This window comes from Vibrio sp. ABH4_348 (genome assembly GCF_056159765.1).
The window spans coordinates 434,730-457,185 of record NZ_JBSWVW010000002.1 but is presented as its reverse complement, the minus strand read 5'-3'; the positions used below and the strand labels follow the sequence as shown (position 1 = coordinate 457,185).

General features: G+C 45.5%; 23 protein-coding genes. 14 read left to right on the top strand and 9 right to left on the bottom strand.

Annotated elements, in window-relative coordinates:
- Positions 1–40: 40 nt before the first annotated feature.
- The 6 genes from ACXAFJ_RS15840 to ACXAFJ_RS15815 all read right to left on the bottom strand — a co-directional run bounded on the left by ACXAFJ_RS15840 (position 41) and on the right by ACXAFJ_RS15815 (position 6,399).
- Complete coding sequence (locus tag ACXAFJ_RS15840) at positions 41–943, bottom strand: siderophore ABC transporter substrate-binding protein (RefSeq protein WP_475324754.1); 903 nt, start codon at positions 941–943, stop codon at positions 41–43.
- A gap of 9 nt (positions 944–952) precedes the next feature.
- Positions 953–2,905, bottom strand: a complete 1,953-nt coding sequence (locus ACXAFJ_RS15835) for a TonB-dependent receptor domain-containing protein (protein ID WP_475324753.1) — start codon at positions 2,903–2,905, stop codon at positions 953–955.
- 207 nt (positions 2,906–3,112) lie between these two features.
- Entirely contained in the window at positions 3,113–4,468 is a 1,356-nt protein-coding gene (locus ACXAFJ_RS15830; RefSeq protein ID WP_475324751.1) for a HAMP domain-containing sensor histidine kinase, read from the bottom strand.
- On the bottom strand, positions 4,465–5,214 hold the full coding sequence (locus ACXAFJ_RS15825) for a response regulator transcription factor (protein ID WP_475324749.1): 750 nt from the start codon (positions 5,212–5,214) through the stop codon (positions 4,465–4,467). Before ACXAFJ_RS15825 ends, ACXAFJ_RS15830 begins: the two co-directional genes overlap by 4 nt.
- Before the next feature lie 145 nt (positions 5,215–5,359).
- Entirely contained in the window at positions 5,360–5,974 is a 615-nt protein-coding gene (locus tag ACXAFJ_RS15820; protein ID WP_475324748.1) for an HAD family hydrolase, read from the bottom strand.
- Positions 5,975–6,039: 65 nt separating this feature from the next.
- Positions 6,040–6,399, bottom strand: a complete 360-nt coding sequence (locus tag ACXAFJ_RS15815; RefSeq protein WP_475324747.1) for a glutaredoxin family protein — start codon at positions 6,397–6,399, stop codon at positions 6,040–6,042.
- A gap of 261 nt (positions 6,400–6,660) precedes the next feature.
- Between ACXAFJ_RS15815 and ACXAFJ_RS15810 the strand changes: the two genes are divergently transcribed.
- Together ACXAFJ_RS15810 and tnpA are read left to right on the top strand one after the other, a co-directional pair.
- Complete coding sequence (locus ACXAFJ_RS15810; RefSeq protein ID WP_475324745.1) at positions 6,661–7,080, top strand: GNAT family N-acetyltransferase; 420 nt, start codon at positions 6,661–6,663, stop codon at positions 7,078–7,080.
- A 162-nt stretch (positions 7,081–7,242) separates the two neighbouring features.
- Entirely contained in the window at positions 7,243–7,689 is a 447-nt protein-coding gene (gene tnpA / locus ACXAFJ_RS15805; protein ID WP_475322979.1) for an IS200/IS605 family transposase, read from the top strand.
- Positions 7,690–7,781: 92 nt separating this feature from the next.
- On the opposite strand, the gene ACXAFJ_RS15800 is transcribed toward tnpA, so the two are convergent.
- Entirely contained in the window at positions 7,782–9,479 is a 1,698-nt protein-coding gene (locus ACXAFJ_RS15800) for a phospho-sugar mutase (RefSeq protein ID WP_475324743.1), read from the bottom strand.
- A gap of 547 nt (positions 9,480–10,026) precedes the next feature.
- Here ACXAFJ_RS15800 and coxB point away from each other — a divergent pair.
- Genes coxB through ACXAFJ_RS15780 form a run of 4 tightly spaced genes read left to right on the top strand, consistent with a single transcriptional unit; the run spans position 10,027 to position 14,379 of the window.
- The gene (coxB, locus tag ACXAFJ_RS15795) at positions 10,027–11,172 is read left to right on the top strand and encodes a cytochrome c oxidase subunit II (RefSeq protein ID WP_475325767.1); all 1,146 of its coding nucleotides are present in this window, start codon (positions 10,027–10,029) and stop codon (positions 11,170–11,172) included.
- Positions 11,172–12,842 carry a cytochrome c oxidase subunit I gene (gene ctaD, locus ACXAFJ_RS15790; protein ID WP_475324742.1) on the top strand — a complete coding sequence of 557 codons (1,671 nt, stop codon included), beginning with the start codon at positions 11,172–11,174 and terminating at the stop codon, positions 12,840–12,842. Before coxB ends, ctaD begins: the two co-directional genes overlap by 1 nt.
- Positions 12,839–13,501, top strand: coding sequence for a cytochrome c oxidase assembly protein (locus tag ACXAFJ_RS15785; RefSeq protein ID WP_475324741.1), 663 nt, complete (start codon positions 12,839–12,841; stop codon positions 13,499–13,501). The genes ctaD and ACXAFJ_RS15785 overlap by 4 nt, the downstream gene beginning before the upstream one ends.
- A complete protein-coding gene (locus ACXAFJ_RS15780) occupies positions 13,498–14,379 on the top strand; it encodes a cytochrome c oxidase subunit 3 (RefSeq protein ID WP_475324739.1) in 882 nt (293 codons plus the stop codon). The genes ACXAFJ_RS15785 and ACXAFJ_RS15780 overlap by 4 nt, the downstream gene beginning before the upstream one ends.
- A gap of 53 nt (positions 14,380–14,432) precedes the next feature.
- Here the strand turns inward: ACXAFJ_RS15780 and ACXAFJ_RS15775 are convergent, their stop codons facing one another.
- Positions 14,433–14,654: a DUF2909 domain-containing protein gene (locus tag ACXAFJ_RS15775; RefSeq protein WP_475324738.1), complete on the bottom strand. Its 222-nt coding sequence runs from the start codon at positions 14,652–14,654 to the stop codon at positions 14,433–14,435.
- On the opposite strand from ACXAFJ_RS15775, the gene ACXAFJ_RS15770 reads away from it, so the two are divergent.
- The 8 genes from ACXAFJ_RS15770 to ACXAFJ_RS15735 all read left to right on the top strand — a co-directional run bounded on the left by ACXAFJ_RS15770 (position 14,653) and on the right by ACXAFJ_RS15735 (position 21,263).
- Positions 14,653–15,468 carry an SURF1 family protein gene (locus tag ACXAFJ_RS15770; RefSeq protein WP_475324737.1) on the top strand — a complete coding sequence of 272 codons (816 nt, stop codon included), beginning with the start codon at positions 14,653–14,655 and terminating at the stop codon, positions 15,466–15,468. The two genes, ACXAFJ_RS15775 and ACXAFJ_RS15770, sit on opposite strands and share 2 nt — an antisense overlap.
- A gap of 37 nt (positions 15,469–15,505) precedes the next feature.
- Complete coding sequence (locus ACXAFJ_RS15765; RefSeq protein WP_475324736.1) at positions 15,506–16,063, top strand: hypothetical protein; 558 nt, start codon at positions 15,506–15,508, stop codon at positions 16,061–16,063.
- A gap of 38 nt (positions 16,064–16,101) precedes the next feature.
- Positions 16,102–17,136, top strand: coding sequence for a COX15/CtaA family protein (locus ACXAFJ_RS15760; protein ID WP_475324734.1), 1,035 nt, complete (start codon positions 16,102–16,104; stop codon positions 17,134–17,136).
- Complete coding sequence (cyoE, locus tag ACXAFJ_RS15755) at positions 17,133–18,056, top strand: heme o synthase (RefSeq protein ID WP_475324733.1); 924 nt, start codon at positions 17,133–17,135, stop codon at positions 18,054–18,056. Before ACXAFJ_RS15760 ends, cyoE begins: the two co-directional genes overlap by 4 nt.
- Positions 18,057–18,221: 165 nt before the next feature.
- Positions 18,222–18,998 (top strand): hypothetical protein, encoded by a 777-nt coding sequence (locus tag ACXAFJ_RS15750; RefSeq protein ID WP_475324732.1) that lies wholly within the window; start codon positions 18,222–18,224, stop codon positions 18,996–18,998.
- A gap of 2 nt (positions 18,999–19,000) precedes the next feature.
- On the top strand, positions 19,001–19,732 hold the full coding sequence (locus ACXAFJ_RS15745) for an SDR family NAD(P)-dependent oxidoreductase (RefSeq protein ID WP_475324730.1): 732 nt from the start codon (positions 19,001–19,003) through the stop codon (positions 19,730–19,732).
- A 2-nt stretch (positions 19,733–19,734) separates the two neighbouring features.
- Positions 19,735–20,307 (top strand): hypothetical protein, encoded by a 573-nt coding sequence (locus tag ACXAFJ_RS15740; protein ID WP_475324729.1) that lies wholly within the window; start codon positions 19,735–19,737, stop codon positions 20,305–20,307.
- 8 nt (positions 20,308–20,315) lie between these two features.
- Entirely contained in the window at positions 20,316–21,263 is a 948-nt protein-coding gene (locus ACXAFJ_RS15735; RefSeq protein WP_475324728.1) for a helix-turn-helix transcriptional regulator, read from the top strand.
- A gap of 69 nt (positions 21,264–21,332) precedes the next feature.
- On the opposite strand, the gene ACXAFJ_RS15730 is transcribed toward ACXAFJ_RS15735, so the two are convergent.
- Positions 21,333–22,388, bottom strand: coding sequence for an alkene reductase (locus ACXAFJ_RS15730; protein ID WP_475324726.1), 1,056 nt, complete (start codon positions 22,386–22,388; stop codon positions 21,333–21,335).
- Positions 22,389–22,456: the final 68 nt, after the last annotated feature.

Below are 22,456 nucleotides of genomic sequence, written 5' to 3'. Positions count from 1 at the left end.
CCGCTTATAGCGGCTCTTAGTTTGAGACGGACAAAGGCTACTAATTTAGTACTTTCGCTACGTCATCGAGCATAATGTGTGTAGCGCGAATACCACTAGCCGAGATGTACCATGCTGGCGTTGTAAGAAAAGAAATCTTCTTGTTTTTAAACGCGTTAGTATTATTTATCAGGTCGTTGTCAAAGTCAGCAGCATTATTGTCTTTACCAATACCTATGGCTTTATCTCTATCTAAAACCAATAGGTAGTCTGGATTTACATCTGAGATGTACTCAAAGCTAATAGCGTTGCCGTGGCGAGTAACCGTGCTGCCTTTACTTGCATCAGTAAATCCAAGCTCTCTATAGATAGCGCTATAACGACTTTTTTCACCGAAAACAGTTAGGTTTCCACCACTTGTCATGACTGTCAGCGCTTTTGCGTTTGTCGATTGAGCAAGGTGTTTTATTGAATCCAGTCGAGTTTGTACCTTGGCGATTTCAGCTTCAACTTCATCCTGTTTAGAAAAAATCTTGCCTATCATTCGCCACCCTTTCTGAGTCGTATTCCAGAAATCTAAACTGTCGGCCATAAACACAACCGTAGGAGCAATCTTTTGTAGTTCTTTATATACAGGTGACGTACGGTTACTCGCAATGATCAAGTCAGGTTTTAGGTTAAAGATTGTTTCGTAGTCTGGCTCAAACAAAGAGCCCACTGCCGCGTACTTATCTTCCTGAAATTTGCTCAAATAATCAGGCATTGGCGCCTTGACGACTCCAATAGGCTCAATGTTCAGCTCTTCAAGAATATCCAACGTATCCATGCCCAATACGATGACACGTTGAGGGTTAACTGGAACAGTACTTTTTCCAAGTGCGTGTTCCACTTCAATGGTTTTGGCTGACACAGAAGTGGCTAGCAAACAGAGAACCGTGAGGGCTCTGGAGATTAGTTTTTTCATTGTCTTTCCTTAGAATTGGTAATTTACGTCAAAGCGGAAGTCACGGCCTGGGTTGTCAAAACCTTGAGCTACGGTTTCGTATCCCTTGTAACTTGAGTAAGTCGCATGGTCTCTATAGTGCTCGTCAAAGATGTTTTTGACAGCAAAGCCCAAAGAAACGTTTTGGTGATCTTCTGGTATCCAGCGAACACTAGCATCATGAATGTTGTAGCTTGGTTTGGTAGGGAAGAAGCTGTCAGCGGAAGCCAATTCAAGCTTTTCAACAAAGGTACTGTGCCAAGCTAGGGTTAGCGTTTCACCAAGTAAGTAGTTAACGTCAAATGTCCACTTATTGCCCGTTGAAGTGCCTAGTTCAAAGTTACCGTCATTTAATGGTTTGTCATCCAGCTCTGGAGTGGAATTGGTGTAGCCCAATAGAACTGATAAAACTTCATCTTGATAGCCGAACTTGGCAGAGAATCCGGAATTTTTGTATTCATCACGATTTGCGTAGGTCTTTTTTCCGCCAATACGTTCTTGAAGAACAACATCATCTATCTTGTTGCTAAAGGCAACTAGCTCTGAAATGAAGCCCGAATTATAGTACTCAACACCGAACTCAATATTAGTTGCTTTTTCTTCTTTACGAGCTTTGTCGTGCACCGCATGGTCAAGTAAGAATGTTTCCATGATTTTCTGTCCACGCAGTGCTTGGGCGTAGCTAGCATAAACCGTTAAACCATCTATTGGCTTAAGTTGAAGCAGGGCGTTTGGACTAAACCCATTTGCATCGAACTCGATTTCTGTTTTATCGAGATTAGCTTTGGTATTTAACGTATAGGAGTCATAACGACCACCAACAGAGACGAAAACGCTATCCAAGACCTGCCAATCGACTTGAGTGAAAAGGCCATAAACGCTTGCATCTTCCTCAAAAGAAGATGCAGACTCCACGCTCAGTAACTTTGAATTATCTAAGCGGAAATCCAAACCATAGTCCAATTTAAAACTATCTCTTTTGTTTGTTAGCGTTAGATTCCCACCTACTGTTTCTACCGTGGCAGTGGTAGAAACGTTCCATCTAGGATTGTTTTTGTGCTTTAAGTCTTGAATGTTGTAGTAAAGGGTTGAGTCTGCAGAAAATGCGTCACTGACAGACAATTCGTGATTGAGTGTAAAGGTTTGGCGAAGTGTTTCCTGGTTCAAACTTGGGTTACTATCGCCAGAAACAAAGTTAGGCTTGTTTAAGTTTTCACCATAGTCTTTTCTTTGTTCGGCGCTTACAGATACCAAATTTGAGTCAGTAAGTTGTGCGGATAGCTTTACAAGGCCATTGGAGTTGTCTGTCGCTGTTTCTTGTTGTTCTACATCGTTACCGCTTGTCAGGTTATCTGTCTTAGTTTTACCAATTGAGGTTAATATGCCAAAGCTATCGTCAAGTAGACCAAATGCGGTTGCTGATGTTCTAAAACCATTGTTATTGGTTTGATAGGAATTTTTAACAAGTGCACCGAATTCTTTGTCACCTTCTAGAAGATCAAATGCATCTTTAGTTTCAAATTCTACAGAGCCACCCAATGCCCCAGGGCCTTGAGTTGCTCTACCGGCGCCCGGTTGTACTTCAACACTTTTGATTAGCTCTGGTTCTACAAATATTCTGCCTTGGTGGTGGAAGAGTGTTCCTGCTTGATTCGCTCCATCGATGGAAATGTTTAGCATTCCATCTTCTAATCCACGAATATAGATTTTTTGAGTTATTCCATCAGAGCCTCCAACGGTTACGTCGCTGGTGGAACGAAAGATATCGTTTAGGTCTTGCGCTTGAATCTGCGACAGGTGCTCCTCATCGATTTGAATTACACCGTTTACAGCAGTACCGTAGACTTGAACAACTTCGTCGCTTTCTTGAGCTAATGTATTGGCCGAAAATCCAGCCAAAGTGATCGCAATCGCCAGTTGGCTTAGTTTGTGATCAAATTTCATGAGTATCACCCATTCCTTAATGAGAATTATTTTCGATAAGGATTTTCGTGATTTGGTGAGCTGAGTAAACGAAATTTACAATTGGTACACTCGTGATAGTGGATAGGTTGAATAGCTTGAACTTTGGAGTGCAATATCTGAATACAGACAAAAAACCACTTTCGGCAAGAAAGTGGTTTTTTTAATCAAATAGTGGAAACATTGCAGCTAGGTTAAAGGCAGGGATATTACGAACTCCAAACCGCTATCTTTCTGATTAGTTTTGTCTCGCCAATTTCGCGCATAAATAGTGCCATTGACAGCATCAACATGCTGTTTCGCTAACGCTAAGCCCACGCCAAATCCTTTGCGTCCATCAATTTGGTTATCTGCTTTAAAGAAGGGTTTAAATATTTCATTGGTAAGCTCGTCTTCAAGACCTGGGCCAGTATCTCTGATGAACATTGAAACATTATGCTTAGTCAGTTTCACTTGGACATAAAGATTACCGTGGCCTAGCGAATATCTGAGTCCGTTGCGCAGTATGTTTTCAAATACTTGAGAAAGAGCGCGCTGGCTGGAGTTGGTTAGCAATGCCTCCTCTGGAAGTTCCGTGTGAATTTTCACGTTTGGGTACTCAAACTGAGCATCTTCCACTATAGTCTCAACCAGTTCAATCAGGTCGAAATCCTCTCCAACTAGTTTGGGTTGTTCGTTTTCCAACCAAGCCAGAGTCAGGGTATCTTCAGCCATTTGACGAACTTGTTTGATCTCTTGCTTAATTCTCTGGTTCATTTCAGAAACGTCTATTTGCTTTTCAATACAATCGCTGGCCAACTCAATTCGAGTGATTGGAGTACGTATCTCATGAGACATTTCTGCAATCAGCCTACGATTGTGACCAACTACTTCACCTGTTCTCGAGGCCATTCTGTCAAACGTTTGGGCAACTTGCCCAAGCTCGTTATTGCCAAGGTTTAGGGTATCGCTAATTCGTACGCCATAATTGCCGTTTTCTACTTGTTTGGCGGCGTAATGAAAAATGTTTAGCGGGCGCATTATGTATCGGTAAACATAAACACTAAGCGCTAGGAAGGCTGCAAATGGAATGATTACTCGAAACAACCAAAACGCATGAGACATATAGGTTCCAGGCAGCATTCGTCTAGGCAGTCGAATTAGAAAATGGTAGTTCTGATTCTCAAGCGGGACTTCCATGACAGGGTCAACGTGAAACTCCAAATGCAATTTCCATTCAACACTGCGGCCAATCCAAAAGTCTTCTGAAAATCTCGGTTCAATAGGGTTTCCTGCAACACTTTTAAACTCATTTTTAACTAGGGAAGCCCAAGTATTTTCGCGTTTTGAAAGCTCATCGATCCAGATATCGAGCTCATCTGTTTTTCCTTGATCTAGTAAAGTCTGAGCATACTTTCCCCATGAAACGATTTCATCTTGATCCTTTTGAGCGATGAAGCTCATTTTTTCATTAGAGAGAATTGCGGCACTGTGCAATAACGAAAAGAAGATCACGCCGCCGAGTCCAACCACGACAAACAGGCGCCAAAAAATAGTTTTTTTCATTTCACCAGATACCCTTTGCCATGAACGGTCTGAATTCGGTCCATTTCCATTCCAGCATTCGTTAACAATTTGCGTACCCGACTAAGGTGCATGTCTAAACTACGATCGTATTGACTGAATTCTTTCTCTAACACAGCTTGGTAAAGGTATGGTTTGCTTTGTACTACGCCATGATCAGCAACCAGAGTCCACAAAAGCTTAAATTGAATCGGTGTTAATCCGACGGATTGACTCTGGCCGTTATTCGTCACAATTACTTGGTTTTCGATTTTGTTCAGCTCGAGCTCTAAATATGATATTGAGCGGCTTTGGCTACCGTTGTTCACTGGCAGTTGTTTAACTCGCCTCAACACCGCCTCAATGCGCAGACTCAATTCAGTAAAGTGGCAAGGCTTGGAAATGTAGTCATCAGCACCATATTTTAAACCGCGGATTCTGTGCTCTTCTGCACCATACGCAGTCAGCATTATCACTGGGACATTGGAATCTTTGCGAATGTAGTTTAATAGCTCGAAACCTGATACTTGAGGAAGGTCAACATCCAGAACAACAAGGTCAAAGCTTTGATGTTGAATAGTTTTGAGTGCTTCTTGGCCGGAAAACTCACTAGTTATTTCGTATCCCTGTGAGCTCAGTAACTTTGACACTTGATCGTTCAGAGCGACATCATCTTCAACTAACAACAGGTGAGCACTAGATTCCGGTTTTTCAACTTCTTTGTGCAATCCCGCGCAAATAGCGTTCATTTCACACCCCAATTAATGATAACTACTATCATTATCAATAATTGGTTGCGCGACTGCAATAAAGGAAAAGCTTGTCTGAAAGGGTAAAAGTCTTGGCCAATAAGGTTTAGGTGCCGTGATTACGGATAAATGACAATTAAATCATTTATTTAGATTGTCGCGTTACAATGCGATTGAGTTCACTTAAAGTGGAAACAGTGATCGAAGCCTGGGGTGCAAATTCTTCGCTTAAGCCATTATTGGTGACTAAACACGAAGGACTGCCAGCGTTGGTGGCGGTATGAAGGTCATAAACATAATCGCCGACGTAAAGCAGTTGTTCCGGTAACAATTGCCAGCGCTGCATCAACAGATTCAGGGCTTCTGGATCTGGCTTGGGTTTACAGTCTTCTCTGCTTATCAAAACTTCGGTGCGAATGTGATGCTGTTTCAGCTTTTGATCACTCGCTTCACGGCAATTCCTTGTCACGATTGCGGTATGAAGGCCGTACTCATTAATAGTCGCGAGAAGGCTCGGCGTTCCAGGTAACAATTTGCATTGCTTAGCGTCCGATAACTCATGATCCAAAATGATTGCATGAGCGTGGTGACGGAGTGCTTCAGTAGGCAGTGAATCCGCGAACTCTAATACGTCGATGCCCTTGGGACATTGCATTTGTTCACGCAGCGCGCTGAAGTTAAGGTTGGATGAAACTAACGTGTTGTCTAAATCAAACACGATAGCTTTGATTTTATGCCATTCGAGAGGAATTGGTTTCATGGTGGTTGTATTTGCCGTATATCTAATAAAGCATTTAAACTCATGTATACGGCAAAATAGCTTATTTAGGCGAACTCTTTTTCTAAATACGCGACAATGTCAGAAGATTCGTATAACCATTCGGTGCGATCGTCATGTTCTATGCGTAAACACGGTACTTTTACTCGACCGCCACCTGAGAGTAGTTCAGAGCGGTGTGCTGGATTGTTCTTGGCATCTCGCAAGTCGATTTTTACCGATTGTCTTTTCATCGCTCGGCGCACTTTTACGCAAAATGGACAGGCCTCAAACTGGTACAAAGCCATGCTTTTGGCTTTTTCGTCAACGGCCGATTGGTGAGCTGGAGCTCGAACCATTCCTTTAGGGGAAAGCAAAGTGTCTAACAATAAAATGATGCGGCCCAAAACCCAACGTACAAATTTCATCTATAGTTCCTTAGTATTAGAAAGCCAATATTACCTCGCTGTAAGGCGAAAAAAAAGTGTCACAGAAGTGTGGTAAGCATGATTTTGTGACGGCAGATTAGTGGTGATCAGCGTTTTGTTTAAGCTAGCCAATGGGTTGCGAATCATACAGAGAACTTTGATCGCTAAATCAAAAGTACAACAAAAGTTTTAGAAGTGTTTGCTTTCTCAATCTCGATACGGCTTAGATAGATGTTGTGTGCTTCACAATGAGGAGAACCTATGGAGTATGTCATTGTTAATGAGGTGTCTGAGGCGCTCAGAACAACCATAAAAGATGGGCTATGGTCGTTTAATGAACCCCACTTTCCCCGTGAAGATATTGAACCTTTAGCGTGTTACGTTTTGGATGAAAATGATGAGGTGTGCGCAGGTTTGATAGGAGAAACCTTCACCGATACATTGTTTATCGAGTTTCTTTGGGTTCGGGAAGAATTAAGAGGTGAAAAACTCGCCACCAATATCTTGGCCAAAGCAGAATTAGAAGCATTAGATCGAGGTGTCGCACGAGCGTATTTGGATACCTATAACTTTCAAGCTCGCGAGTTTTACCTAAAACACGGGTTTGAGGAAGTCGGTCGTTATCGAGGCTTCCCAACCGTTGATGTCGACAAGATATTTATGCAAAAGCAGCTTAAGTAATCAAAACTCCAATTAAAAAAGAGCGGACATCCGCTCTTTTTGTTTTCTAATCTTAAACCACCTTCTTTAGAAGGTGGTGATCGTTCCTTTGGGCTATGCCCGAAGAACGCTCATGTTCAAGATGTCCTCGTTTGTAACCAGCAAATTAAGGAAATAAAGAACATGAGCAGATATGAATCCGCTTCACACGTTTATTACAGGTGCCAGTACCACATAGTCTGGACACCCAAATACCGCCTGAAAATCTTGAAAGGAAATTTAGGTAAAGAGCTTTACCGCAGTATCTACATCTACAGCAACATGAAGAACTGTAAGGTTGTAGAGTTGAATGTTCAAGTAGACCATGTACACCTTGTCGTGAGATTGCCACCTAGTTTAAGTGTTTCGACATATATGGGCTTTGTAAAAGGACGAACCGCGATTCGCATGTTTAACAAATTTCCGTATTTAAGAAAGAAGAAATTATGGGGTAACAAATTCTGGCAAAGAGGCTACTTCGTTGATTCGGTAGGGATGAACGAGGAAATTATACGCAGGTATGTCCGGCACCAAGATCGTGTTGGAAAGGAAGAAGAAGAGCGTCAAATGCGTTTAGGGTTAGAAAACTAACAGTGAGCCCCCTTTTAGGGGGCCTTTCAAAGCCACCTGCTATGCAGGTGGATTTTTACATTTTTTGGTTGCGCATTAACGTCTTGAGTTAATTACAGAGAAGCTTGATGTGCTTCAATGAGTGAACTCATCGCTAGATTTGCTGCTTGTTCGGCTTCTAAGTAGGTTTGCTCAGCGTTAAATGGTGAACATACTTCGTAGTAGCATTTTAGTTTTGGCTCTGTACCAGATGGACGAACGATAACACGAGCGCCACCCTCCAGACCGTAAATCAGCACATCGCTGCTTGGCAAGTCAATGCTCTCTTCGCGACCATCGGCAAACACACGCTTACCCAGCTTCAAATCTTCTACCACTTCAATCGCTAGGCCAGCGATATCTTTTGGCGGCTCAGCACGCAATTTATCACCCACGGCCGGAGTATTTGGTGCAAGCGCGATACTGCGTTGGCTATTGATGACCATACCGTGCTGGCGATAAATCTCCTCAAGCTGATCCCACAAGGTTTTACCTGCGCGATGCAGTTTGTCAGCGAGTTGAGCAAAGGTAACCAGTGCTGACAACCCGTCTTTATCCCAAACTGTTGTTCCTACGGTGTAGCCAAGCGCTTCTTCATAAGCAAACAAGAATGGCTTGTCGCTGGTTTGCTTTTCCATGGCAACGTTAGTCAGCCATTTGAAGCCGGTCAGCGTTTTGATGTATTGAGCGCCCGCGGCTACCGCGACTTTCTCAAGTAGGCTTGAAGAAACAATCGTATTTAGCACTAGCGATGACGGATTGGTCTGCAATAGGTAGTGACCCAGCAATGTCCCCACTTGGTCGCCTGTTAACATTTGGTATTCACCATCAGCTCTGCGAGCAGATACCGCTAGGCGGTCGGCGTCAGGGTCGTTGGCAAAAGCAACATGAGCACCTACCTTTTTCGCAAGGTTGGTAACCATATCCATCGCACCCGGTTCTTCAGGGTTCGGGAAGTTAACCGTTGGGAATGTTCCATCTGGATTGCGTTGCTCGGCAACCGAATGGATAGCGCTAAAGCCTTGATCGCTTAACAGGGTTTCTGCCATGTTGGCACCGACGCCGTGCATAGCGGTATAGGCAAGTACTAACTCTGATGGAGATTCGGATTTTTCGAGTAATGGAGAAGCATTTACGGCATCGCGATAGTCTTGGTAGTACTGCTCTCCCAGCCAAACAAGTAGGTGCTGCTGTTCAGCAGCAGACAGCTCCAACATGTCAATGTCTTGCTGCGCGGCGATATCGATTTCAGTGGCAATACCAGAGTCGTGTGGCGGAATGATTTGCGCGCCATTTTCCCAATAGACTTTGAATCCGTTGTATTCAGGTGGGTTGTGGCTAGCGGTTACCACTACTGCGGCGGCAGCGTTCAGGTGTTTCACACCAAAGGCCACGATTGGTGTCGCTGCCACATCGTGTGTTAGGTAAACCTTAATGCCTTGGGCACATAGCACGGCTGCCGTGTCGTGAGCGAACGCTTTTGAATCAGGTCGGCCATCGTAACCAATGACTACACCGCGCTCTTTGGCGTTTGAAACCTTTTTTACTAGGTAACGACCTAAGCCAGTGGCAGTTTCCTGAATGACCAATCGGTTCATGCGGTTGGGACCTGCGCCAACTTTGCCACGCAAACCTGCGGTACCAAATTCCAAGCGACTACTGAAGCGATCTTCCAATTCCGCTGTATTGTTGCTGTCGATCAGAGATTGCAGCTCATCACGAGTTTTCACATCAGGGTCTTTAGCCAACCACAGACTCATTTTTTCGTTCATATCGATAACCTTATGTTTCGGATAGCCTGATTTTAGGTGATCTACATCTAGTTTTACGAGAGCGCAATCGCTAAAACCAGTCATTATATTGTAACTGACGTCACGAAAGACGGGTGGAATCTAAGAGGTGAGCAAGAGTCAAATAATGAGTGAAAAACAATAAAGTATTGATTTATATAAGTTTTAAAAGGAATTTGCGTGGAATAATTCGTGCCACATGGATTTTCTTGTTCATGTTTGTTGATTTCTTGAACAATTGAATTTCCTTGCCTAGTCTCATTTACATAATGATAACAAAATTAACAAAAATTCATCAACGCATGGAAGCGGTACAGTCACGGACATGACTGATTGATGCTAAGTCATCTTTGTCTCTCTCGATAGTCAATTACTCCACCAGTATCGAGATGTGGCTAACACACGACAGCCTTTGCGATTTTTGAATTGGTCGATGGCCCAACAACTTCGGATTTTTATTTCTCACGGCCAGTTTTGGTACTAGAAGGAAAGATCGGTAAGGAGACGTTGCTTGAAAACAACCTACTCAATGTCAATAAAGCTCGCGGGTGCGATTTTGCTGCCAACACTAGCCTTTTTTAGTCACAGCGCTGCCGCCAGCAACTTTAACATGACCCAAGGCGTGACCAAGATCAGCGAAGAAGTGTATGACCTTCACATGCTGATTTTCTACATTTGTTGCGGTATTGCTGCTGTGGTATTCGGGGCCATGTTTTACTCCATCTATCATCACAGAAAGTCCAAAGGAGCGGTCGCGGCTCATTTTCATGAAAGCACCAAAGTTGAAGTTATCTGGACGGTTATTCCGATTATTATCTTGGTCTTGATGGCGATTCCAGCGACCAAAACCTTAATCGCTATGGAGGACACGTCTCAGTCTGACCTCACCATAAAAATCACTGGTTCCCAATGGAAGTGGCATTACAGCTACTTCAATGAAGAGGTCGAATTTTTTAGCTTGTTAGCGACCTCTCAAAAGCAAATCGACGGTATCGAGGCGAAAAACGCCGAGTATTTGTTGGAAGTGGACAATCCTCTCGTTCTACCTATCAATCGCAAAGTTCGGTTTTTAATGACGTCAGATGACGTCATTCACTCGTGGTGGGTACCGGATTTCGCGGTAAAGAAAGATACCATTCCCGGCTTCATTAACGAAGCTTGGACCAGAATTGACAAACCCGGCGTCTATCGCGGGCAGTGCGCCGAGTTGTGTGGCCGAGCCCACGGCTTTATGCCGATCGTGGTGCATGCGATGGAAGAGCAAGAATACGATCAGTGGTTGGCGAATAAAAAGCTAGAACTTGCCGCCGCCAAACAAGCGGCACAGGATGCCCTAAGCTCAAGCATGACCATGGAACAAGCCATGGAGTTAGGTGAGCAAAAATACCTTGAGCGCTGCTCGGTGTGTCATCAGGCGAATGGTGAAGGTCTACCGGGTGCATTCCCAGCAATTAAAGGTGCAGCCATTGCCAAAGGTCCGATAGCCGATCACATAGAGGTGTTGGTGATTGGTCGAGCCGGGACTGCAATGCAAGCATTTGATACTCAGCTAAGCGAACAAGAAATCGCTGCCATTATTACTTACCAGCGCAATGCGTGGGGCAATGACACGGGAGACTTGGTACAGGCCTCAGACGTGAATGCGTGGAAATCATCCGGTCAAGAGGATAAATAATGAAGCCTTCAGCAACCGAAAATACGATTAAATCTTCTCCTGCGACCGACGCTGAACTAATGGGCCAAAAGAGCACATTGGCGGGTGATATTGAACACGATCATCACGATGACCATCACCAGCCTACGGGTTGGACCCGCTGGGTCTATTCCACTAACCACAAAGACATAGGCACGCTCTATCTCTGGTTTAGTTTCATCATGTTTTTAACCGGCGGCGCGATGGCAATGATCATTCGTGCCGAATTGTTCCAGCCCGGATTGCAACTGGTCGACCCTGATTTCTTCAATCAAATGACAACCGTTCATGGATTGATCATGGTATTTGGCGCGGTGATGCCAGCGTTTACCGGTTTAGCTAACTGGATGATACCTATGATGATAGGAGCGCCCGATATGGCGCTGCCAAGAATGAACAACTTGAGTTTTTGGATTCTCCCGTTTGCCTTTTTGATCTTAATTGCGTCCTTGTTTACCGAGGGTGGCGGGCCAAACTTTGGCTGGACTTTCTACGCGCCACTTTCAACCACGTACGGGCCTGACAGTACTGCGCTATTTGTTTTCTCTGTTCATATTATGGGTATCAGCTCCATCATGGGGGCGATTAACGTCATCGTAACCATAGTGAACATGCGAGCTCCGGGCATGGGGTGGTTTAAGCTTCCAATGTTTGTTTGGACTTGGTTGATTACCGCATTTTTGTTGATTGCCGTGATGCCCGTGTTGGCAGGAGCGGTAACCATGATCCTGACTGACAAATACTTTGGCACCAGCTTTTTTGATGCAGCCGGTGGCGGCGACCCTGTGTTATTCCAGCACATTTTTTGGTTCTTCGGTCATCCAGAAGTCTACATTATGATTTTGCCGTCATTTGGCATCATTTCGGCCATTGTCCCAGCGTTCAGTGGCAAAAAACTGTTCGGCTATCACTCCATGGTTTACGCGACTTGCAGTATTGCACTGTTGTCTTTTTTGGTCTGGGCACACCACATGTTTACCACGGGTATGCCAGTATTTGCTGAACTGTTTTTCATGTATTGCACCATGTTAATCGCGGTGCCAACCGGGGTAAAAGTGTTCAACTGGGTTGCGACCATGTGGCGCGGTGCGATGACATTTGAAACTCCCATGTTGTTTGCCATCGCCTTTATTGTGTTGTTTACCATTGGTGGCTTCTCAGGATTGATGTTGGCGATTGTGCCCGCTGATTTTCAGTATCACGATACCTATTTTGTGGTCGCGCACTTCCACTATGTGTTGGTGTCTGGCGCCGTATTCTCGATTATGGCGGCGGCTTATTATTGGTTACCCAAATGGACCGGACACATGTATGACCACAAACTTAGTCTGTGGCATTTCTGGTGCTCAGTTATCTCGGTCAATATCTTATTCTTTCCAATGCACTTTTTGGGCTTGGCGGGCATGCCGCGCCGAATTCCCGATTACGCCATCCAGTTTGCCGACGTAAATCAAATTGTTTCTATTGGTGGTTTTGCCTTTGGTTTGTCGCAGTTGATCTTCTTGTGGCTAGTGATCAAGTGCATTAAAGGCGGCGAGCCTGCGGTTGCAAAACCTTGGGAGCGAGCCGAAGGCTTAGAGTGGACCGTTCCGTCACCCGCTCCGCATCACACATTCTCCACCCCTCCTAAGATTGAAGAGGATGTGCGATGAAAGATGTGGTCAAAGAACTTAAGCACGCTAATGCAGCGTTAACACTAAAGCTGGCTCTGGCAACCGTTGCCATGTTTGGTTTTGGTTATGCTTTGGTTCCTTTGTACGACGTGATGTGTGATGTATTGGGTATTAATGGTAAACCCGATAGTACAGCAGCGATTCAGCCTAGCTCTATGGTTCCGGACACGTCCCGCACTGTTCGCGTCGAATTTATGGCACACATGAATCAAGGCTTGGCGTGGGAGTTTGAGCCTAAACAGGTGTTTATGGATGTGCACCCCGGACAAGTCATTCAAACCGCTTATGTGGCTAAAAACTTGTCGGCTGAGACGGTTGTCGGACAAGCAGTGCCATCAGTTTCTCCGGGGCTTGGCGCTAAACATTTTAATAAAATTGAGTGTTTTTGCTTCAATCAACAGCCGCTGGACTCTCAACAAACTGCCGAACTTCCACTGATTTTTTACATCGAACCCGAATTGCCGGATTCGATTCATACAGTGACCTTGTCTTACACCTTGTATGACATAACCGAAACCGCTTCTACGTTGGATCTGCTATCCACACGCAAAGCCGCGCGCGATGCGGCGGCCACCCAACGCCAAGTTCAAATCCAAGGCTCGAGTGCTAGCGATAGCCAAATCGAGGTGATGCAATGAAAGACAAGCAAAGTTATTACGTACCTGCAGAAAGCATTTGGCCGATTGTCGGAGCGATTGCTCTTTTTCTGTTGGCATTAGGGGCGGGGCTAACCGTACAAACCATGTCGTCAGGGGGCGATGCCAGCACATTTAGCAAAATCATTTTGCTGTTTGGCTTTTTGACCTTGTTGTATATGTTCGCTGGCTGGTATTCCAATGTGATCACCGAATCCATGTCTGGTCACTATTCAGAGCAGATTGCCCGTTCATTTCGACAGGGAATGAGCTGGTTTATCTTTTCAGAAGTCATGTTCTTCGGCGCGTTTTTTGGCGCGTTGTTTTACGCCAGAGTGTTGTCGGTGCCTTGGCTCGGAGGAGCCGGAAACAATGAAATGACGGGCGAAGTCTTATGGCCGACGTTTGAGGCGATGTGGCCATTGCTCACTACCCCGGGCGGTGATACCACCCAAGCCATGAGTTGGAAAGGGATTCCACTGCTAAATACCGTCTTGCTTCTAACGTCTTCAATCACCTTGCATTTGGCCCATACCAGCCTTGAAAAAGGCAAACGCATGGCGCTAATTGTCTGGTTAGAGCTAACCATAGTATTGGCCGGATTTTTTATTTACTACCAAGGGGTGGAGTACGCTCATGCCTACCAAGACCTTGGACTCACTCTACAGTCAGGTATTTACGGCAATACTTTCTTCTTACTGACAGGCTTTCACGGTCTGCACGTGTGTTTAGGGACCATTTTCTTGGTAGTTCTGCTGTTTCGAATCGCCAAAGATCACTTCACGCCCAAAGACCATTTCGCTTTTCAAGCGGGCAGTTGGTACTGGCATTTTGTTGATGTGGTTTGGCTGTGTTTGTTTGTCTTCGTTTACGTGTTGTAAGGGGAAATCAGTGCTTGGGTCAATCAAATCATTAATTCAAGCAATCAATTGGATTAGTAGGGACGACCATTGGGCTCTATCACACCAGTAAGCAGCGCAACAATAAGTAACACCACCGCCAAAGTGGAAAGTACAACTCGGCGTCCTAGATAGTGGCTCATGGGCGTGTCTTGGTCTTCATCTGGGCCTTTGACCATTTGAATCATGGCTCGGGCGAGGTTGAAAATGACAAAAAGTAATATCAACACAATCAGCAGTTTAAAGAAAAATACCATGGCGGCTCCGAGCGTAATCAATTGGAAAGTAGGTTTGGCATTGCTAGTAACTGTGGTTGTGTTTTTGTCATTGGTCAAATTGGGTTTGTGGCAAATGTCGCGAGGTGAGTTTAAGCAAAATTTGGAACAGCAGCTTATCGCGAATGCACAAAGACCCGCGGTATTGCTGAAAGATTTTGTTCGCGATGCGAGTTTGTTGAACGAAGAAAACGCAGATTTAGATTTGGCAATTAACCAGAGAAAGGACTTGCATGGAGCAGTATTGACGGGAATGAAGGTCCGTTCCAATTGGCGGTTTGATCTAGACAAACGTGTGCTTCTAGATAACCAAACCTACAACGGCAAGGTCGGCTACTTGGCGCTGCAGTTGGCTTATACGCCTTGGGGTAATTATTTGGTTGAGCTGGGGTTTGTCGAAGCGGGATTGGATAGGAATCAGTTGCCGCAAGTCACTTGGCTGGAAGGTGACATTGAGCTGGTAGGTCGGTTTTATCAACGTTCGCCCAACCCGCTCAGTTCGGAGTTGGGACTAGAAACCCATGTTGGTCAGCAAGATTTGGTAAGCGAGTTCAAGCCAGTGAGTCGCATACAAAACCTAAATTGGCAGCAGTTAGGTGAGGTTTGGCAAATCGAACTAGAACAAGTGGTGCTTCAACCGCAGCAAAAGGGCTGGCCATTGCCTCAGCCTTGGAAGCCTTTGCCTATGTCGTCGACTAAGCATTATGGCTACGCATTTCAGTGGTTTTCGATGGCGACTGTGTTTGCGTTGTTGTCAATGTGGGTTGGTTGGCGAGCACTCAGAAGAAACAAATAGCGGCTTCAGAGAAGTCTACAAAAACAGGGGAAAGACGATGCAGATGACCAGTACTCAACCATCGGTATGGCGTGGAAGAGCAGTTTTTCTTCTGTTGCTGGCGTTTTTTATTATTCCCTTTATCGCCGCAAAGCTCATTTTGAGCAATCACTGGTATCAAGCGGGTGTAACCAACCACGGTTTATTGATCGAACCTCGGCTTACGCTCACTGATATACAAATGAAGCAAGTTGAAACCAAACCCACTTGGCAATTGGTGTATGTGATTCCACAAAAATGCACTGAGCTTTGCTCTGAACAATTGCAGCTTTTGCATTCCACTCATAAAGCTTTGGGCAAGTATCAAGACAAAGTAAAACCCGCAGTTTGGGCAGATTCCGCATTTAGTGTGCCGTCATCACACGCAACGCATTTTGCAACATTGTCAGCAAGCGCAAAACAAGCGTTGAGTGAAGGGGACTTTGTCATCGTTGATCCACTAGGGCAGTTAGTGATGCGCTTCCCGACCGTATCCTCGCAACCGGAGCTGAGTTTGATGATGAAAGGACTGCTGGGGGATTTCAGAAAACTATTAAAACTGTCCAGAGTGGGCTAGCTGAAAATTTATTTTTCTGTGAAAACAGGGGAGGCAGTATGCTGTTATTGCGACTGGTTAGAATGAGTTTGGTACTGACTGTAGCGGTCATTATTCTCGGTGCTTTCACACGCTTAGAGCATGCCGGTTTGGGCTGCCCCGATTGGCCGGGCTGTTATGGATCGTGGACAGTGCCAACGGAACCTCATCAAGTCGCGTTAGCGGAAGCACTCTACCCTGAGCTAACCATAGTCGCAGACAAAGCGTGGCTGGAAATGATCCACCGCTATTTTGCGGGTGGGTTGGGTTTACTGGTGTTTGCTATCAGCACTGTGACTCTCGCTCGTCATAAGCAGTGGTCAGGACTGGCCGTTGCATTGAGTAGCCTAGTGATATTTCAGGCCATGCTGGGTATGTGGACGGTCACGATGAAGCTGATGCCACTGGTGGTGATGGGACATTTGCTTGGCGGTTTTACACTGTTTAGCCTGCTTTGCCTCTTTTATTGGCGGATGCAAGATAGCCGAGGCCTCACCACACATCGCGCTCTAGAGGCCGATTTCAAGGTGCCTTTAAAACTGAGAATTTTAGTTTGCGTAAGTTTTGTAGCAGTGGTGATTCAAATTGCTTTGGGTGGCTGGACCTCATCCAATTACGCTGCGCTGATGTGTACGGAATTGCCAGTATGTGAAGGAGAATGGCAAGGGCATTTGGCCTTCAAAGAAGCCTTTACCTTGATCCAGCCTGCGCGAGAAACCTACGAGTTTGGAACCTTAGATTACGGACCGAGAATGACGATACACGTTGTTCATAGGTTTGGCGCTTTAGTTGTATTCTGGTGTGTACTGGCGACGTGCTATCAACTGATAAAAACGCCTCATCGCCAACTGCACAATATTGCTTACCTAGCATTAGGGCTACTTTGCCTTCAGATCGCTTTGGGAATTAGCAACGTCTTATATAGTTTGCCTCTAGTTATTGCCATTTTACACAACGTCGTTGCCAGCTTTTTATTAGTGACATGCCTGCGAGCCTTGATGCTTGTTGGAGTGAAAGTACCCGAATGGACTTGGGTGAGGAGAGAATCGGTATGAGTAAGATGTCGTTTTTATCTGCGGTTATCTCTGCGGAACGCCAATCAAAAAACGTCACTTGGACGGCAGTTCTGTCGGCGTATTTTAAGTTGACCAAACCAAAAGTCGTCGCCCTTATGCTGCTAACGGCATTGGTTGGTATGCGATTGGCCGTGCCTAGTGGAATGTCGGTTCAAGTCGTCATCTGTGGGCTACTGGGTATCGGGTTGATGGCTGGTGGTGCGGCGGCGTTCAATCATTTAATCGACCGCCGAATCGATGCCATCATGTTTCGTACCCAAGACCGTCCACTACCTCAAGGCACACTCAGCGCAACCAAGGTGGCTTCATTTGCTCTGACGTTGAGCGTGGCAGGGTTTATCGTGTTGTTTCTGTGGGTTAACGAGTTAACCGCCTGGCTAACATTCGCGAGTTTGGTTGGGTACGCCTTGGTTTACACATTGTATTTAAAGCGAGCGACGCCGCAAAACATTGTCATTGCCGGACTTGCTGGCGCTATGCCGCCCCTTTTGGGTTGGACATCAATTACCGGTGAAATGCATCCATTCGCTTGGTTGTTGGTGATGATTATATTCATCTGGACACCTCCGCATTTTTGGGCGCTGGCTATTCATCGCAAAGACGAATACGCCAAGGCGTCCATTCCCATGTTGCCGGTGACACATGGTGTCGAGTTCACCAAAACTGCCATTTATCTCTACACTTGGTTGCTTGCTATTGTCTGTTTACTACCTGTCGTCGTTGGAATGAGTGGGCTGTTTTATCTCGCGGTGTCGACGGTACTGAGTGCATTGTTTGTTTATCAAGCTTGGACTCTGAAATATGGCCAAGGTAAGCCGATGAAAGTGTTTGCGTTTTCCATTTTACATCTAACATTGCTGTTTATCGCAATGTTGGTCGATCATTTGTGGTTTGGGTGATCGATTCTAGTATTGGTCAGTAAAAACGCTATCTCCTTCTATTTGGGGTGATGTCAATCGACCTCGCCGCTAAGACGCTTAAATGCAAGGTTGGCGCAAATATTCAATTCATAGTTAACGCGTATCGCTAATCTATTCTCAACAAATCGAGAATAGGGTCAGCAAATGCGAATTCAAAATACTACTTCCAATCACGCCACACCGCATGGCAAGCCGGAGCCTGGCAATCGTGTTAATAAAGAAACTAATGCATTAGTTTTTGACCGCAAAATGGCCAATAACCGCGCTACATTCACCATGAAAATGCGCTTTGAGAAAGGCGAGAAAACGGCGGTAAAGGCCATTCGAGAGTGGTTCTGCATCGGTGACCAGCCCATCTCCACTGAAACATTAGAGTGGAGTGCTGAAAACGGCATTGAACGTGTCTCAATGCATAATCTCAGCTTGCAAGAACGAGGTGAGCTTCGTCATAACAACCAAGCCGGTGAGTTTGAGTTATGCAGCCCAAAAACCCAAATGGTCGCGAAGGTAAAAAATTCAACTTTTAAAACCTCACCCGCCACTTTGCTCAGTCTACCTTTGGAAGTCGCGAAGCATTGGCAACAACTGCAACGCGGTGAAAAAATCATTTTTGATTATTCCGTACTGAAAGTGCAAGCGCACACTCCGGTGTCGATTCAAGCGAAAAAAGAAAACGGCATGCTGGTGGTGCAGCTAACACCTTTGTCGTGGTTTTGGCGTTTAGTCTTTGGGTCAACGTATATGTATTTTGACCAAGACAAACCAGTACTTAGAAAGATTGATGGTCTGATTGAACCTAGAGATAAAAAGCCCAACGGACGTTATTTAGAGTATCTAGCAGTAATTGAATTTGAGAATGCCATTGATTTAAGTGAGTTTACTGATGCGTCATCTAATGCCGCGGTTAAAGGAGTAGCGTAACAATGAAAACAGTTTTAATTACCGGCGGCACTCGTGGAGTAGGTGCGGAATTGGTCAAACAGTATCTGGCGCGTGGATTCAAGGTCATCGCGACTGGTAGTTCAGTTGAATCGGTGAACAGAGCTCGCAATGAGAGAAGTGATGTGGAGTGGTGTGTCTGTAATCTTTCGTCAGAAACAAGTATTAACCAATTCTGTGAATCACTTGATGAAGTGGCACTTGATATTGTTATTCATAATGCAGGTATCCAGCAATTACGTAACTACTTTGATGGCTCACTTGAAAAGGCCGAAACCGTGATAAGTAGCCAGGAAGAAACCATGGTCAACCTGACTGCGCCCATCATTATGACCGAAAAGCTTATGAATAATGTGCTGCGAGCAAAAGGGACATGTGTCTATGTCACCTCCGGGTTAGCGATTGCCCCTAAACAAAGCTCTCCGGTTTACTGCGCGAACAAAGCAGGTTTACGTGGATATACCAAGTCTTTACGGGCTCAAGTCAAACTCAGCCAACAACCGATTAAGATTTGCGAGGCCATTTTACCGCTGGTGGATACCGACATGACACGCGGGCGAGGCAAAGGAAAAATCAGTGCTGAAGACGCGGCAAAACAAATCATTAGCGGTACGGATAAAGCCAAACCAGAGATTCAGGTTGGTATGACTAAGGTACTGATGAACGTTAGGAAGTTATTCCCTAACCTGGCTGAAAGCATGATGTTAAAGGCGTAATGATGGCAGATAAACGAGAAAAAAAACCTACGATGGCTCGCCGAATTATGGCTTGGGTCGGAGAAAATGGCGCAAAACCGAAGGCGCTACCGATACTGGGAGGTTTGTCTATTGGAGACTTTTTCGTACCGGCCTTACCAACTCAAACGTCAGTTATTTTACTTGCCTGGCTGCAACCCCAACGGGCGGTTCTGATTGCATTAACATTTGCCCTAGCTGCTGCGATTGGGGCAAGCATATTGGCGGGTATAGCGTTTAGCATCGATGGCTATTTACTGGCGGCAATACCAGAAGAAGGTTCCGAGTTGTACGCTCATTGGCAACGTCTGCAAAATTGGATTGGTCAATATGGTCTTTGGACATTGTTAGCCATGTCTATGTTTCCAACGCCGCCAAGGTTATTGATCATATTAAGTTTGTTGACCGGAATGGTGTGGTTTCATATTGTGGCCACCGTATTTGTTGGTAAATTGGTATGGTTTGGACTGGTAGTGACACTGGTTACTAAAGCGCCCGACCTACTACTTTCTTTACCTTGGATTGGCCGAAAATTGCAACCGATATTGAGCCGATAGGAGACCACTTGGATAAGTTTGCACCAACTCTTTCTACCGAAGCGGTACCATTTGCTAGCCGAGCAATGATGGATATTCTGGTGTCGGGGTTGAAAATTCACCAACTTAGTCATGCTGGCGTGTCCTTTAGCCCAAATATGGCGAAAGTACCGCTATCGACAAAGCGCGAGTTCTTAACTCAAGTTGCCGAACAACATGGCATTGAAGTTATTCCCAAACTTGGTCGCGGCGCGGCACTTCACTTAAAAGAACCGGTTGGCCGAGCACTGATAAGCTCAAATTCGACCGTGGCTAAGTTGTGTTCGCGATGGCAGCGTCTCGAGCGTTATGTGCATGCAAATCACTTTACCGAGATAGAGCTAGGCGAGCAGCATATTGTCGTTCGTCATCTATCGCGAACCGGTGAATCACCGTCACTACTGGAAGACTTGGCCGTTTTGGGTTTGATGTGTGCGTTGATCGCTCAATTGAATGTCTCCGATGTTGAGCTCTATATCGGAGCTAATTTTGAGCATCTTGTTTATCAATACACTGGCAATCAAGTGAATCAATCAGCTCTAACCGAGGCAAGCGAGTGGAAAATAAGCTGGCAAGCCATTAACCAACCGGGTGATACACCTGAGCAGCAACTTGATTCGTCGATGTCATGGGAGATGAAAACTCGGCAATCGATAGAGGCCATTGGTTTGCTCGATTGTAGTTTAGAAAATGTCGCTAGCAGTCAGTTTGTCTCAACCAGAACACTGCAACGAAATTTGGCGTCCGAGGGCATCAAGTTCGCCCATTTAGTACAGGAAAGCCGAGTCAATCAAGCTTCGAAGTTGATACTGGAAAACTCGTCCTGCTTGGCTGAAGTTGGATTTCTGTGCGGATTTAGTGATCAAGCCCACTTCACTCGAGTGTTTACGCAGTGGAATGGCATGTCACCCAAAGTGTACCAGTCAGTGGGTGGCTGATTTTTGATCTGATTGACAAAAAAGCGCCGTGACATGTCACGGCGCTTCAACGTTATGAATAATATAATGTTAGACCAATTCTTGTAGCAGGCCTTCGTGGTACTCGACTAGCGGTTCGCCTGCTTTTACTCTGGCGATGTAATCCGGGTTGGCAATAAACGGGCGCCCGATTGCCAGCAAGTCAAATCGATTGGATTCGATTGCATTCGAACCTGTTTCTGCTGTATACGAACCGACGCCCATTAACGTGTTTTGGTATCGAGCACGAACGTAATCGGTCACGTTACCACCGAGGTATTCGAAGCTCATGCTGTCGTCGAAAATCCCAATGTGTAAGTAGGCTAGGTTACGTTTGTCCAACTCAGGAACAAAGTAGTCGAATACCTCGCGGTCTCTGTTGTTTGGCGACATGTTGAAGTAGGCGGCAGGAGAGATTCGAATAGCCGTTCGGTCAGCGCCAATTCTTCCGATGACTGCATCGACGACTTCAAGCGGGAAACGGGCCAAATTCTCTGGTATTTCTCCGTACTGGTCTTGACGTTTGTTGGTGTCAAAATGCAGGAACTGGTCCAGCAGATAGCCATTGGCTCCGTGAATTTCAACACCGTCAAATCCAGCTTCTACCGCGTTTTCAGCCGCTTTCGCAAAGTCTTCAACGAGTTGCGAAATTTCATCTGTGCTCGCGGCTTTCGGCGTCACGTATTCAAGATGTCGCATTCTAGGTACTGAACCATCAAGTCGCTGTGCCGAAGGTGCGAGCGCATCGCCACCACCAAAGAATTCAGGGTGCGCCACTCGGCCAGTGTGCCAAAGTTGCAAGAAGATTTTACCGCCTTTTTGATGCACGGCGTCAGTGACTTTACGCCAGCCTTGAATTTGCTCAGCCGAGTAGATTCCCGGTGTATTCGGGTAACCCTGGCCATCTGGGCGAATAATCGTGGCTTCAGTGATGATAAGCCCAGTCTCAGCGCGTCTGGCGTAATAATCCACCATAGCTTGAGTTGGCACTAAATCGTCGCTGGCCATGCAGCGAGTTAATGGCGCCATAGCTACACGGTTTTGTAGGGTGAGGGTGTCGTTTAGCTTAAATGGCTGGAACAGCACATCAGTCTGTGAATCACTCATTGGAAATCTCTCTTATTTGAACGTTTATTCAAGATAGGGTTTCTTGAACGATCATTCAAGTACTTTTT